Source organism: Streptomyces sp. NPDC088745 (genome assembly GCF_044751045.1).
In the GTDB taxonomy this organism is placed as follows: Bacteria; Actinomycetota; Actinomycetes; order Streptomycetales; family Streptomycetaceae; genus Streptomyces; species Streptomyces cremeus.
Map to the genome: position 1 here is coordinate 22,850 of NZ_JBIVLB010000009.1, position 13,551 is coordinate 36,400.

Genomic DNA, 13,551 nt, shown 5'->3' on the forward strand with positions numbered 1-13,551 from the left:
GCTGAGAGGGGTTTGGCGGGGCGTCTTTACCGAACTTGACGCCGTGCTTTCGAAATAGTCGTGCCGAGCCCGTGGCGGGGGAGGAAGGGGTGTACCGCCGGTGCGCGTGTGACGCACGTGTTCTCGGCCGAGGCCCGGGGGAGTGGTGCGCCGGGCTCAGGCCGCCCCCCGGCCCGCGCGCCGGTCGGCCCCCGCGCCGTATCCCGGAAGCACGGTGCGCAGTGCCCGGAGTGCGTAGTGCGTACGGGATTTCACGGTTCCCTCCGGAATGCCCAGTTCGGTGGACGCCTCCGCCACCGAACGCCCCCGGAAGTACACCTGCACCAGGACCTCCCGGTGCTCCGTGCGCAGCGCCCGCACCGCCCGGCGCACGTCGAGTTCGGTCGCCGAGCGCTCGGCGAGGTCGACCGGCACGGGGGAGTGGTCCAGCACCTCGGCCGTGACCTCGCTCGGCCGGGACCGGCGGGCGCGCCGGGCGTCGATCGCGAGCCGCCGCCCGACCGTGAACAGCCACGGCCGCATCGAGTCGTGGTCGCTGGCGAGGGCCTCCGGGTGCTGCCAGGCCCGCACCAGCGTCTCCTGGACGAGGTCCTCGGCGCGCTGCCGGTCGCCGTGGGTGAGACCGAGCAGGAAGCCGAAGAGCGCGGGGCCGTGCTCGCGCTGGAGCGCGGCGAGGGCGCGTTCGTCGGTGCGGCGGGCGAGAGGCGGGGAGGTGGTCACCGTTGACGCTCCTTCGGGCGAGCGGGCGGGGAGAGGGGCGGGACGGGAGGGGCGGGACGCCGGAAACAGAACGGGAAGCACAGGACGGGGTGGAGAGGGCGGCCGGAAGGGGTGACGGCGGTCACAGCCCGGCCGAGCTCAGGGGCGAAGATAACCGTCGGTGTGCGCCGGTGCTGGCAGGCGGTGTGCGGCGTGCGAGCAGGCGGCCGGTGCGTGCGACGAACGGTCGAGCCGTGCGACGAGTGGTACGACGAACGGTCGACGGCCCGCGCCGGGCGGGCGGAGGCCCGCTCCGGGGCTGTTCGGGCGCTCTTGCCCGCGCCCGGCCGTCGAGTCCCTTGACTTCACGAACGCCCCCGGATGGATTCTCCTTGCGCATGTCCAGCGCATGTTCGAGACATTTCCACCCGAGGGAAGTCGGTCCGATGAAGCAGTGCACGGTGTTGACGTCCCCGTCGGCCTCCGCCCCGCCCCGACGACCGGCGAAACGCCGGTGCGCGGTGGCCGCGATCGCCGCCCTGACGCTCGGGGCCACCGCCTGCACCACCGCCCCCGCCACCACATCGGCACCCGCGGCCGGGCCGCCCGGCGCTCCGCAGCGCGGCTTCACCCTGGTCGCCTCGGGCGACGTGCTCCCGCACGACTCGATCATCCGGCAGGCCCGCGCCGACGCGGGCGGTGACGGCTACGACTTCGCCCCGATGCTCGCGGGCGTCAAGTCCGTCGTCTCCCGGGCCGATCTGGCGATCTGTCACATGGAGACGGTCTACGGCGACGCCGACGGCCCCTACAGCGGCTACCCGGCGTTCGTCTCCCCGCCCCAGGTCGCCGCCGGGCTGCGCGCCACCGGTTACGACTCCTGCTCCACCGCCTCCAACCACTCCCTGGACGACGGCCCCGCCGGAATCCGCCGCACCCTGGACGCGCTGGACGAGGCCGGGATCGCCCACGCGGGCTCGGCCCGCACCGCGGCCGAAGCCGCCCGGCCGGCGCTGCTGAAGGCCGGCGCCGCCCGGGTCGCCCAGCTGGCCTACACGTACGGCACGAACGGCCGTCCGCTCCCCGAGGGCCGGCCCTGGGCGGTCGACCTCATCGACCGCGACACGATCGTCGCCGACGCGCGCGCCGCCCGGAAGGCGGGAGCCGACGTGGTCGTCGTCTCGCTGCACTGGGGCACCGAATGGCAGGACGAGCCCGACGAGGACCAGCTCTCCCTCGGCCGCGCCCTCACCGCGTCGGCCACCGCGGGACGCCCGGACATCGACCTGATCCTGGGCACGCACGCGCACGTTCCGCAGGCGTACGAGAAGGTCAACGGGACGTACGTCGTCTACGGGATGGGCGACCAGATCGCCGGGATGATGGTCGACCACTCCGGCGCCCGGGACGACCGCGGCAACATGAGCAGCATCGGCCGCTTCACCTTCGTCCCGCCCGTGGCCCCGGGCAGGCGCTGGGAGGTGAGCAGGGCGGAGTTCGTCCCCCAGTACTTCGACCTGAACTCCAACCGGGTCCTCAACCTCGGCTCCCCCGGCTCCGGTCACGACGACGTCCGCGCCCACATCCACCGGGTCGTGCTCAGCCGGGGAGCGGCACGGCACGGCCTCACGGCGGGGCGCTGACCCCGGCCGGACGGGCCGTGCCGACGGGGCCGGTCAGGGCACGACGGTGACCGGCCAGCGGCCCGCCTTCACCAGCCGTACCGCCACCGACCCCACGAACCGGTGTCCGGCCGACTCCGACGCGCCCACCACCACCGCGTCCGCCGTCAGCTCGTCGGCGGCCGTGACCAGACCGTTGTACGGATCGCCGCGGAAGGTGTGGAACTCCCAGCGCACCTCGAAGATGCCCTTCACGCGTTCCGCCGCCTGCCGGATCTCCGCGATCAGTTCCTCGGCGATCTCCTCGGTGGTCCCGGCGACCGGCGCGCCGAGCGCCGCGCCCGCCGGAACCAGCGGCTGCACGTACACGAGGGCGAGCAGCGCGTTCTGCCGCCGGGCGAGCCCGCTCGCGTAGGCGGCGGCGCGCAGCGACGACGGGGAGCCGTCCACTCCGGCGACGATCACCTTGGGGCCGTCGGTGCCGCGTTCGAAGGAGTGGCGCTGCTGTTCGGGCTGTTCGGTCACAGAGCGGAGGTTATCCCGATACGGCGCGCGGTCCGGAACGAGCGGCGCACACACGGTCTTACGGGCCGAAAAGAGACCCACCCGCAGGTGAAACGCCCTACCCCGGGAGGCGTGGGGTCCCGGCGATCCCTAGAGTTCCCTCCATGAGTGTCACCGTGGAGGAGACTCCCACCAGCCGCAACCGCTTCCTCAGCAGGGTGCCCGACGGATTCGCGACCTTCTTCGGTCTGCTCGGTCTGTACTGCGCCCTGCTCGCGATCAGCCAGCCGCTGCGCAGACTGGTGCGGCCCTTCACCGAACTGCTGGAGTACATCACCGTCCCCGTCAGCGCCAACCTGGCGTACGCCGTGTTCTTCTTCCTGCTGGCCGCCGCCGTCGGCTCGCGCAAGAAGATCGCCTGGTGGCTGGTGGTCGCCTATCTGGTGCTGCTGCTGGTCGGCGACATCCTCTTCGTCATCGACGAGGGCTGGCGGGCGCACCTGGCGTCCGCCGTGGCGGCCGTCGCCGCGCTGGTGGTGCTGATCCGGGCCCGCCGCGAGTTCTACGCGGCGTCCCGGCACGGCGCGGTCCGGCGCGCGCTGGGCGTCCTCCTGGTGTCGCTGGCCGCCGCCGTGCTCGTCGGCTGGGGCCTGATCTCCCTGTTCCCCGGCACCCTCAAGAGCGACGAGCGGGTGCCCTGGGTGCTGGTCCGCGTCTTCGGCGGCGTGCTGTACGGCGACTTCGAGGGCCACGGCCCCCGCTTCCTCTACTTCCTCTTCGGTCTCTTCGGCGCGCTCGCCCTGCTGGCGTCCGCGGCCACCCTCTTCCGCTCGCAGCGCATGGAGGCCGCCCTGCACGGCGACGAGGAGCCCCGCCTGCGGGCCCTCCTCGGCGCGTACGGCGAACAGGACTCCCTCGGCTACTTCGCCACCCGCCGCGACAAGGCCGTCGTCTTCGCCCCCAACGGGCGCGCCGCCGTCACCTACCGCGTGGAGGCCGGCGTGTCGCTGGCCTCCGGCGACCCGGTCGGCGACAAGGCGGCTTGGCCGCAGGCGATCGAGGCCTGGCTGGAGATGGCCAAGCGGTACGCCTGGGCGCCCGCCGTGATGGGCGCGTCCGAGGAGGGCGCGACCGCGTTCGCCCGCGCCGGACTCAGCGCCATGCAGCTCGGCGACGAGGCCATTCTCGACGTCGCCTCCTTCGACCTCGACGGCCGCGACATGCGCGTCACCCGGCAGGCCGTCAACCGGGTCCGGCGCACCGGGGCCACCACCCGCATCCGCCGCCACTCCGCCCTCTCCGACGCCGAGATGGAGCAGATCATCGACCGCGCCGACGCCTGGCGCGGCACCGAGACCGAGCGCGGCTTCTCCATGGCGCTGGACCGGCTCGGCGACCCCGAGGACGGCGACTGCCTCCTCGCGGAGGCCTTCGACGCCGACGGCACGCTCATCGCCCTGCTGTCCTTCGTGCCCTGGGGCAAGGACGGCATCTCGCTGGACCTGATGCGCCGCGACCGGCAGGCGCCCAACGGCGTCATGGAGTTCATGGTCGCCGAGATCTGCGCCCAGGTGCCCAAGCTGGGCATCCGCCGGATCTCCCTCAACTTCGCCGTCTTCCGCTCCGCCTTCGAGGAGGGCGCGCGCATCGGCGCAGGTCCCATCCTGCGGCTGTGGCGCAGGCTGCTGCTGTTCTTCTCCAAGTGGTGGCAGCTCGAAGCGCTCTACCGCTCCAACGTGAAGTACCAGCCCGCCTGGTACCCGCGCTTCCTGTGCTACGGCGACGCGGGCTCCCTCGCCCGGGTCTCGCTGGCCTCCGGCATCGCCGAGGGCTTCGTCGCGGTGCCGAGCCTGCGCAAGATGTGGGGCCGCGGCCACTCCCCGCGCCGTACGTTCACCAACCCGGCCAGCACCGCGGGCCTGCCCCCCATCGAGGCGCTCGGCCTGTCCGGCCCCGCCGCCGACGCGAACGCCGACCCCGTCGCCCACCTGCCCGAGCAGATCCGCGTCCGCCACCGCAAGCTCACCAGGCTGCGGGCCCAGGGCACCGACCCCTACCCCGTCGGCGTGCCCGCCGCCACCCACACCGTCGCCGCGATCCGGGCCGCGCACCCGACGGCCGCGCCCGGGACCCGTACCGCGGAGAGCGCCACCGTCTCGGGCCGCGTCATGGTCGTCCGCGACTTCGGCGGCGTCGTCTTCGCCGACCTGCGCGACTGGTCCGGCGACCTCCAGATCGCCTTCACCCGCGACGGCTCGGGCAAGGACGTCCTCGACCGGTTCACCGCCGACGTCGACTTCGGCGACCTGGTGTCCGTCACCGGTGAGATCGGCACGTCCGAGAAGGGCGAGCTGACCCTCTTCGTCACCGCCTGGCAGCTCACCGGCAAGTGCCTGCGCCCGCTGCCCGACAAGCGCCTCGGCCTCACCGACCCCGAGGCCAAGGTGCGCAAGCGGTACGTCGACCTGGTCGCCAGCCCCGACGCCCGCGAGGTGGTGCGCTCCCGCTCGGCGGTCGTCCAGGGGCTGCGCCAGGGCCTGCTGGAGCGCGGCTACCTGGAGGTCGAGACGCCGATGCTCCAGCAGATCCACGGCGGCGCCAACGCCCGCCCCTTCACCACCCACATCAACGCCTACGACCTCGACCTCTACCTGCGCATCGCCCCCGAGCTCTACCTCAAGCGGCTGTGCGTCGGCGGCATGGAGAAGGTCTTCGAGATGGGCCGCACCTTCCGCAACGAAGGCGTCTCCTACAAGCACAACCCCGAGTTCACGATGCTGGAGGCCTACCAGGCGTACGCCGACTACGACGTGATGCTCGACCTCACCCGCGAGCTCGTCCAGAGCGCCGCCACCGCCGCCTTCGGCGCGCCCGTCGCCCGCAGGACCGACGCCGACGGCAAGGTCGTCGAGCACGACATCTCCGGCGTCTGGCCGGTCAAGACGCTGTACGGCGCGGTCTCCGAAGCCCTCGGCGAGGAGATCGACGCCGACACCGAGGAGCCCGAACTGCGGCGGCTGTGCGACAGCGCGGGCGTTCCGCACACCCCGGAGAACACCCGCGGCGACCTCGTCCTGGAAATGTACGAACGCCTCGTGGAGGAGCGCACCACGCTGCCCACCTTCTACAAGGACTTCCCCACCGACGTCTCCCCGCTCACCCGCCAGCACCGCACGGACCCGCGCCTCGCCGAGCGCTGGGACCTGGTCGCCTTCGGCACCGAACTCGGCACCGCCTACTCGGAGTTGACCGACCCCGTCGAGCAGCGCCGCCGCCTGACGGCCCAGTCCCTGCTCGCGGCGGGCGGCGACCCGGAGGCCATGGAGGTCGACGAGGACTTCCTCGACGCGCTGGAGTACGCGATGCCGCCCACCGGTGGGCTCGGCATCGGCGTCGACCGCCTGGTCATGTTCCTCACCGGCCGCACCATCCGCGAGACGCTGCCGTTCCCGCTGGTGCGCCGCTGACCGGCAGGGGACGCGGCCGGCGCCGCACTCGGTGACGTGGTTCCAACGGGTGCAATCGGGACCCGCGCCCGGAGTGGATCGATGCCTCGCACGCCACGGCGTGCGAGGCATTAGTCATGAAAGAAGATCAGCAGTCGATTTCCGGCGAGGGTGCCGGCGGCGGCGCCCACGGCGAGGCCGGGGGGCGTTCCTTCCTCGGCCGCCGCGGCGTCCTGCGCCTCGCCGCCTGCGTCGGAGCCGCGGCCACCGTGCACGTGCTGACCGCCGACCCGGGCGACGCGCCCGTCTCCCCGGCCCCGGCCGAACCCCCGCCCGCCGCCGGTCCGCCCCGGGCCGCCGCGCCGCTCAAGCCCTCCGCGTACCGGCTGCGCCCCATGACCGCGTACGCCGCACCGGGGACGCGCCCCGCGCGGCCGCCGGTGCGGCGCAGACCGTTCCTGCGGATGGACGCCCCCGGGCGCACCATGGTCCTCACCTTCGACGACGGACCCGACCCCCGCTACACCCCGGCCATCCTCAGGACACTGCGCCGGCACGGGACGCGCGCCATGTTCTTCGTCTGCGGCGAGATGGCCGTCGACCACCAGGACCTGCTGCGCGAGATGGTCGACGACGGCCATGTGATCGGCAACCACTCCTGGTCGCACCCGTTGATGCCCAAGCTGCCCCGCTCGCGCATCCGCTCCCAGATGGCGCGCACCAGCGACGTGGTGGAGAAGGCGGTCCGCGAGGCGCCCCGCTGGTACCGGGCGCCGTACGGGGCCTGGAACCGGGCCTCCTTCGAGATCGGCGCGGACCTCGGCATGGAGCCGCTCGGCTGGACCACGGACACCCTCGACTGGACCGAACCGGGCAGCGAGGCGATCGTCCGCCGGGTGCGGGCCGGGGCCGGCCCGGGGGTCGTCGTCCTCTCCCACGACGCGGGCGGCGACCGGAGCGGCACGGTGCGGGCGCTGCGCACCTACCTGCCCGAACTGCTGGACCAGGGGTACCGGATCACGGTCCCGCAGGACGCCTAGCGGGTGCGGTGGCCGCCCGGGGCTACCGGGTGGCCACCAGCCGCGCGAAGACCACCACGTTCCCCGCGTAGCCGCTGTCCCGGTCGTAGCCCCCGCCGCAGGTGATGACCCGCAGCTCCGGGCGTCCGGTGCCGCCGTAGACCCGGGAGCCGGGGAAGTCCTCCTTGGCGTACACCTCCACCCCGTACACCTCGAAGACCGCGGTGCGTCCGTCGAAGCGGTCCACCTCGACGCGCTGGCCCTTCCCGACCGCTCCCAGGCCGAAGAAGACCGCGGGGCCGGTGGCGTTGTCGACGTGCCCGACGACGACGGCCGTCCCGTTCTGGCCGGGGGAGACGCCGTTCTGGTACCAGCCCGCGAGGTTGGCGTCCTGCGGGGGAGGGGCCTCGATCCAGCCCTCCGGGTCGAGCCCGACGTCCACGGTCGGCGCGTCCACCCGCAGCGCGGGAATGCGGACGCGGGCGGCGGGCGCGTACGCGAGCGGGGCCGCCCCGTGCGCCGCCGGCCGCGCCGCGGACCCGTCGGAGCCGCTGTCCCGGGCGGCGGCCGCCGCGGGCTGGGGCGGTCCGAAGTCGATCTCGCTGCCGTTGCGCAACAGGGCGAGCCCGGTGAGCATCGCCAGCGCCAGGACTCCCCACGGCGGACGCCGCCGGGGGTGCGCGCCGCGCCATTCCTGCCGGTGGTGCCCCATGCTGCCGCTCCCTTCGTCGCGCCCGGCCGGCCCGCCGTGCACGGTCCCGCTGTTCTGGTACGGACGCTAAGCGCGCCCTGCCGGGGCGGCGAGGTGCGCGGGGCGAACGGGTGGCGGGCACGCCAGTTGACGCACCGTGAGATGACGTGCTGTCAGGTGAGGGGGCGTCAGGTACCTGTCACCGGATCGGGCCGTTACGTCACCGGTCCGGCCCAGTGCGGAGTGCGGGCACTGAGGGCCGACGTGATGGTTCGTCATGGAAGGCGTCCTCGTCGAATCTCCCGGAGCACCGCCCCGGAGCGTCTTCCCAGGAGGTTCCACGATGCGTGCTTCACGTGCCTACGCGGCGACCGCGCTCGCCTGCACGGCCCTCGCCCTCTCGGCTCCGGCGGCGCCGGCGGCCGAGGGGCCCGGCGGTGTCACGGTCAACCCGTACTCCGTGCACCAGGGCGGGACGATCTCGATCGCGGCGACCGGCTGCGGCCATGGCGGGACCGTGACGTCCGACGCCTTCTCGCAGGTCGGCCTGTCGGCCGGGAGCAAGGGGTACGCGTCGGCCCGGATCCATGACCACGCCGCCCCCGGCCACTACGACCTGACCGTCAAGTGCAGCGACGACACGATGGTCGCCACCCACCGCTTCACCGTCCTCGCCGGACGCGGAGCGCACGGCGGCCTCGGCGGCTCACGCGGACCCAGCGACACGGACGTGGCCGTCGGCGCGGGCCTGGTGGCCTCCGCCGCGCTCGGCGGCGCGATCTTCGTGGCCCGCCGCCGCGACACCCCGGGCGGCCGGACCTGACCGCCGCGCGGAGAGCCCCCTGCGCCGATGGGCCCGAGCCCCCGTACCGGACTCGGGCCCATCGGCGTGCGCACCGTCGGCGGCGCGTCAGTGGCGGCGGGCACCCGCCGCCCGGCGGCGCACCGCCGCACCGCCCGACGCGGTCAGGGAGGCGGAGCCCCTGGCGCCGCCGCAGGTAAAGGTGACGTCGCAAAACGTTACTCGGTTGCATTTGATTCTCGGTTGTGGTGTTCTTCCCGGGGCACGGAGCCGTGGCCGACCGCATTCGCGACGGAGGAACCGAGATGACGACGAGCGTGCTGATCGTGGGCTCCGGCCCGACCGGGCTGACCCTGGCGCTGGACCTGGCCCGGCGCGGCGTATCCGTCCGGGTGGTCGACAAGTCCCCGGAATTCCCTCGCAGTTCCCGGGCCAAGGGTCCGAACCAGCGCTCCCTGGAAGTGCTCGAAGACCTCGGCGTCGTCCGAGCGGTGCTGGACGGCGGACGCGCGCCGGTCCCCATGCGCAAGTACCGGGACGGCCTCCCCGTCGCCGACGCCGACCCCTGGGCGGGCCGGCGGCCGACGCCCGACGTCCCGTACGACCGGGGATGGCTGCTCGCCCAGTGGAAGCTGGAGGAGATCCTGCGCGACCGCCTCGCCGCCCACGGGGTGCGCGTCGAACTGGGTATGGAGATCGTCTCGTACGAGCAATCGACGGCGGCCGTTCTCGCGCGGACCGCCGGAGGGCAGGCGATCGAGGCGCGGTACCTCGTCGGCTGCGACGGCGGGCGCAGCCGCGTGCGCAAGCTCATGGGCGCCACCTTCGAGGGCGACACCCGCGAGGAGCAGGTGATGGTCACCGGTGATGTCGCCCTGACCGGTGCGGACGGCCTGAGCCGGGACCACTGGCACCAGTGGTTCGACGAGGACGGCGCGGTCATGCTCTGCCCGATCCCCGGCACCGCCGCGCACTGGTGGTTCCAGGCCGGGCCCGAGCGCGCCGCGGACGGCACCCCCGTACCGCCCTCCCGCGACGGCTTCCAGCGCCTCCTCGACCGGCACGCCCGCCTCCCCGGCGTCACCCTCACCGAGGCCGCGCTCCTGTCCACGTACCGCGTCAACGTCCGGATGGCCGACCGCTTCCGCGCGGGCCGCGTCCTGCTGGCGGGCGACGCCGCGCACGTCCACCCCATCGCGGGCGGACTCGGCATGAACACCGGCATCCAGGACGCGCACAACCTCGGCTGGAAGCTGGCGGCGGTCGCGACGGGCCGGGCCGACGAAGCGCTCCTCGACACCTACGAGGAGGAACGCCTCCCGGTGGCCGCCCGGACCCTGGACCTCACCTCCCGCGGACTCGACGTGGTCCTGGCCGCGATCAAGCGGCCGGGCGGCGGCCTGGACGTGGGCATCACGGACGCCATGAGCGGCCTCGGCATCGGCTACCGCTGGAGCTCCCTCGCCCCGCCCACCACCGTCGACACCCCGCTCCGGCCGGGCGACCGCGCCCCGGACGCCCCGTGCGCGGACGCCCGGACCGGAGCTCCCGTGCGCCTGTTCGAAGTCTTCGCGGGCCCGCACGTCACCCTGCTCGCCTTCGGCGCGCGAGCGGCCCGCGCCCTGCCCCGGCGGAGCGACCGGCTCCACGCGTACGCGCTGGACGCGGGCCCGCGCAGCGACCTCGCGGACACCGCGGACCACGCCAGGACCGCGTACGGCATCACGGGCGACGCCCTGGTCCTGGTCCGCCCGGACAACCACGTCGCGCTGATCGCGGATCCGTCGCAGGCGCATGCCGTACGGGACTGCCTGCACACCCTGGGCGAGCCGTCCGGCGCCCCCTCCTGACCCAGCCCCACCGGGCAGGAGCCGCCCGGTGGGGCTGGGTGGGGCGCCGCGTGGCGGTGTCCGCGCTATGCGGCGCCCGGGAACCTGTTCACGAAGGGGTCCGGGGTGGCGGCGATCCCGTGGCCGAAGGGGGCGTCGAGGTCCCAGATGAGGAAGAGCAGGAAGGCGATCATCACGCTGAAGAGCCCGGCGAGCAGCAACTCCCGCGGGGTGCGCCGGATTTGCAGGGTGAAGATCAGGCCGACCGTGATCAGTGCGCCGGTGATCAGGCCGAACCAGACGATGGGCGGCATCGTCGCCTCGGTGTTCTGGGCGCGTTGGTCGCGGGCGTCGTCGGCGGCGGCGACCTGGTCGACCAGGGGTTGGTAGGCCTGGCCCTCCAGGTCGGTCTTCGGGGCGTAGAGGGTGACGTCCTGGCGGACGCGCGCGAGGAGGTCGTCGCCCTGGTCGGTGACCTCGTTGTGGTCGACCATGTGCTGCCACTCGGTGTGCACGACGTGACTGACGTAGGCGTCGATGTCGCTGCGGATCCGGGTGCGGACCTCGGCGGGGTAGACCTCGGCGCGGGTGCTGACCTCGTGCAGGGCCTGGGCCTCCAGGCGCACCGACTCCTGGGCGGCGCCGCGGCCCTCCCAGACGCCCGCGATGGCGAGGCCGAGGACGATGGCGTAGATCACGCCGATCATCATCGTCATGTACTCGAGGACGTCCGGCGTTTCCGACGGGTCGTCGTCCTCGCCGATCCGGCGGTTGTTGATCACGACGATGGTGAGGACGACGGCGCAGGCAGCGGCCATCGCGATGGTCAGAACAAGCCATTCCGACACGGGGAACCTCCTTCGGTGAGGCCGCTCAGCGGGACGAGCGGGGGCGCAGGACCGCGACGGCGAACACCGCGGGCGCTGTGATCATGAGGGCGAGGGTCAGCATCGAGGTCTGCCCCCGGGGTTGCTGGCGGGCCGGTTTGCGGTAGGCGGGCAGGGCGACCGCCTTCGGCGGGGGCGGAGCCTGGGCGGCGGGTGGGGCGGGAACCGGGGCGGGGGGTCGCGGGGCGGGCGGCGGAGTCGGGGCGGGCGCCGGGGGCGCGGGGGCGGCCCGTACCGGATCCGGCGGGACGGGCGGTTCGGGCGGGGCGGGTGGCTTCGGCCGGGCGGGCGGCGCCGGGGGTTCGGGTTTCGGTTCGGGCGGCGGGGGCTTCGGCGGCTGGGCCGGGGGCTTGGGGTCCGGGGGCGGCGGAGGCGGTGGAGGGGGTGGAGGCGGAGGCGGGGGCTCCGGCGGAGGGGGCGGTGGGGGCGGTGGTGCCGGCGGCGGCCAGCAGGCCGCGCTGTCGCCGCCCGCGATCGACACCGCGACCCCCTGGTCGGTGGACGCGTAGGCGCAACTGTCCGCGGAGGCGGGCACGGAGCCCGCCAGCAGCCAGCACAGGGCGGCCGAGGACAGGAGACGTACGAGGAGCGGACCGGGCTTCCGGCGTGATCCGTACACGAGGGGCATCATGAGCCTGCTCAACGAGCGGCACCCGGCAGAGGTAATCGATCCGCTCGATGGTGGGGACTTTTTCGAATTTGCATATGAGATGAGAAAGCGCGTGCGTTCGAGAGGTGGGAAGTTTTTCCCCGGGCGTTGAACGCGCGGGCCGCCCGCGCACGTACCCCGTCCCGAGAGCGGCGCACAGCGGCGTCGCCCCCCACTTCGGGAAAGCTCGGGAAACGGGAGTCGACATGGGTACCTGGCGGAATGTCTCGCTCGCGGTGACGGCGGCGGCGGTGCTGACGCTGACGACGGCGTGCGGTCAGGACAGCGGAGACGGCCCCGCCGGCGCGCGGTCCGTGGGCGGCCCGGCAGCCGCCGGGGGCGGGGGCGAGGGCTATGGGTACGGCGACGACAAGGCCGCCGCCCCCCGGAGGGCCGGGCAGCTCGCCGCGCGCGACGACGCCGGACTGGGCGAGGTGGTCACCGACAGCGCGGGCATGACCCTCTACCGGTTCGACAAGGACACCGCGAAACCCCCGGCGTCGCGTTGCGACGGCGACTGTGCGAAGACCTGGCCCCCGGTGCCCGCCGACGCCGCCACCGCGGTGCCCGGAACCGATCCCTCCGCCGTCGGATCGGTGACCCGCGCCGACGGCAGCCGGCAGCTCACCCTCGGCGGCCGGCCCCTGTACCGCTTCGCCCGGGACACCGAGGCCGGGGACGTCAAGGGGCAGGGCGTGGGCGGCACCTGGTTCGCCGCGGCGCCGGACGGCGGGAAGGCGGCCCCCGGCGCGCGGGACGCCCGACGGCCCGCGGCGTCCGGCGCTCCCGCCGCCCTCCCCGGCATGTCCGTCCGCAAGGACCCCGAACTGGGCGAGATCGTCGTGGACTCCCGGGGCAGGACCGTCTACCGCTTCACGAAGGACTCCGCCTGGCCCATGAAGAGCGCCTGCACCGGCGCCTGCCTCACCACGTGGCCGGCCGTGCCGCCGGTGCCGAAGGAGAAGACCGTCGGCATCCGGCAGAAGGGGTACGTCGTCCACCACCGCCCCGACGGCGTCAAGCAGCAGGCCGTCGACTGCTGGCCGCTCTACACCTTCTCGGGTGACACGAAGGCCGGCGACACCAACGGGCAGGGCGTGGGCGGCACTTGGTACGCCGTGTCTCCCCGGGGCGGGCTCGTCGGCGCCCCCCGGTAGCCTCAAGTAGGCCCCAGGCCCCGCTTCCTCGTACAGTTCGGCCCGTCGGGCCCGCGCGCGTGGGTCCGACGGGCCGAGTGCGTGCGGCAGATCCGCCCGGAGCTGCCGCGAAACCGCGCATTTGCTTTCGGGTGTGACCGAGAACGGACCGCCAATTTCCGTTTTCGCTCGCCCTGCTGGCAGCGGATCAGTAGCCTCGGCTCGAACACCGGGCACGGACGTCCCTTCCGTGCCCGCACTCGTCGT

11 protein-coding genes are annotated in these 13,551 nt (G+C 73.8%); 6 read left to right on the forward strand and 5 right to left on the reverse strand.

What is annotated here, in order from left to right; translation table 11 throughout:
- Positions 1-156: 156 nt before the first annotated feature.
- On the reverse strand, positions 157-720 hold the full coding sequence (locus ACIP93_RS23445) for a sigma-70 family RNA polymerase sigma factor (RefSeq protein ID WP_401761434.1): 564 nt from the start codon (positions 718-720) through the stop codon (positions 157-159).
- Positions 721-1,145: 425 nt separating this feature from the next.
- Between ACIP93_RS23445 and ACIP93_RS23450 the strand changes: the two genes are divergently transcribed.
- Positions 1,146-2,342: a CapA family protein gene (locus ACIP93_RS23450; RefSeq protein ID WP_401761435.1), complete on the forward strand. Its 1,197-nt coding sequence runs from the start codon at positions 1,146-1,148 to the stop codon at positions 2,340-2,342.
- A 33-nt stretch (positions 2,343-2,375) separates the two neighbouring features.
- Here the strand turns inward: ACIP93_RS23450 and ACIP93_RS23455 are convergent, their stop codons facing one another.
- Positions 2,376-2,846 carry a universal stress protein gene (locus ACIP93_RS23455; protein WP_345225827.1) on the reverse strand — a complete coding sequence of 157 codons (471 nt, stop codon included), beginning with the start codon at positions 2,844-2,846 and terminating at the stop codon, positions 2,376-2,378.
- Positions 2,847-2,989: 143 nt separating this feature from the next.
- On the opposite strand from ACIP93_RS23455, the gene lysX reads away from it, so the two are divergent.
- The gene (gene lysX, locus ACIP93_RS23460) at positions 2,990-6,292 is read left to right on the forward strand and encodes a bifunctional lysylphosphatidylglycerol synthetase/lysine--tRNA ligase LysX (protein ID WP_401761437.1); all 3,303 of its coding nucleotides are present in this window, start codon (positions 2,990-2,992) and stop codon (positions 6,290-6,292) included.
- A 116-nt stretch (positions 6,293-6,408) separates the two neighbouring features.
- On the forward strand, positions 6,409-7,311 hold the full coding sequence (locus ACIP93_RS23465) for a polysaccharide deacetylase family protein (protein ID WP_401761438.1): 903 nt from the start codon (positions 6,409-6,411) through the stop codon (positions 7,309-7,311).
- A 22-nt stretch (positions 7,312-7,333) separates the two neighbouring features.
- On the opposite strand, the gene ACIP93_RS23470 is transcribed toward ACIP93_RS23465, so the two are convergent.
- Positions 7,334-8,002: a class F sortase gene (locus tag ACIP93_RS23470; protein WP_401761440.1), complete on the reverse strand. Its 669-nt coding sequence runs from the start codon at positions 8,000-8,002 to the stop codon at positions 7,334-7,336.
- A gap of 322 nt (positions 8,003-8,324) precedes the next feature.
- Here ACIP93_RS23470 and ACIP93_RS23475 point away from each other — a divergent pair, with 322 nt between their 5' ends.
- Both ACIP93_RS23475 and ACIP93_RS23480 read left to right on the forward strand, forming a co-directional pair.
- Positions 8,325-8,804, forward strand: coding sequence for a hypothetical protein (locus ACIP93_RS23475; RefSeq protein ID WP_401761442.1), 480 nt, complete (start codon positions 8,325-8,327; stop codon positions 8,802-8,804).
- Positions 8,805-9,088: 284 nt separating this feature from the next.
- Positions 9,089-10,633 (forward strand): FAD-dependent oxidoreductase, encoded by a 1,545-nt coding sequence (locus ACIP93_RS23480; protein ID WP_401761444.1) that lies wholly within the window; start codon positions 9,089-9,091, stop codon positions 10,631-10,633.
- Between the two features lie 65 nt (positions 10,634-10,698).
- Here ACIP93_RS23480 and ACIP93_RS23485 read toward each other — a convergent pair whose 3' ends face one another.
- Together ACIP93_RS23485 and ACIP93_RS23490 are read right to left on the reverse strand one after the other, a co-directional pair.
- On the reverse strand, positions 10,699-11,460 hold the full coding sequence (locus ACIP93_RS23485) for a DUF4239 domain-containing protein (RefSeq protein ID WP_345225842.1): 762 nt from the start codon (positions 11,458-11,460) through the stop codon (positions 10,699-10,701).
- A 25-nt stretch (positions 11,461-11,485) separates the two neighbouring features.
- On the reverse strand, positions 11,486-12,127 hold the full coding sequence (locus ACIP93_RS23490) for a hypothetical protein (RefSeq protein ID WP_345226729.1): 642 nt from the start codon (positions 12,125-12,127) through the stop codon (positions 11,486-11,488).
- A gap of 227 nt (positions 12,128-12,354) precedes the next feature.
- On the opposite strand from ACIP93_RS23490, the gene ACIP93_RS23495 reads away from it, so the two are divergent.
- Complete coding sequence (locus tag ACIP93_RS23495; protein ID WP_401761446.1) at positions 12,355-13,305, forward strand: SCO0930 family lipoprotein; 951 nt, start codon at positions 12,355-12,357, stop codon at positions 13,303-13,305.
- Positions 13,306-13,551 lie beyond the last annotated feature (246 nt).

Coding starts and splice junctions, on each gene's coding strand:
- ACIP93_RS23450 (WP_401761435.1), top strand. CDS start 1,146: ATGAAGCAGTGCACGGTGTTGACGTCCCCGTCGGCCTCCGCCCCGCCC.
- lysX (WP_401761437.1), top strand. CDS start 2,990: ATGAGTGTCACCGTGGAGGAGACTCCCACCAGCCGCAACCGCTTCCTC.
- ACIP93_RS23465 (WP_401761438.1), top strand. CDS start 6,409: ATGAAAGAAGATCAGCAGTCGATTTCCGGCGAGGGTGCCGGCGGCGGC.
- ACIP93_RS23470 (WP_401761440.1), bottom strand. CDS start 8,002: ATGGGGCACCACCGGCAGGAATGGCGCGGCGCGCACCCCCGGCGGCGT.
- ACIP93_RS23475 (WP_401761442.1), top strand. CDS start 8,325: ATGCGTGCTTCACGTGCCTACGCGGCGACCGCGCTCGCCTGCACGGCC.
- ACIP93_RS23480 (WP_401761444.1), top strand. CDS start 9,089: ATGACGACGAGCGTGCTGATCGTGGGCTCCGGCCCGACCGGGCTGACC.
- ACIP93_RS23490 (WP_345226729.1), bottom strand. CDS start 12,127: ATGCCCCTCGTGTACGGATCACGCCGGAAGCCCGGTCCGCTCCTCGTA.
- ACIP93_RS23495 (WP_401761446.1), top strand. CDS start 12,355: ATGGGTACCTGGCGGAATGTCTCGCTCGCGGTGACGGCGGCGGCGGTG.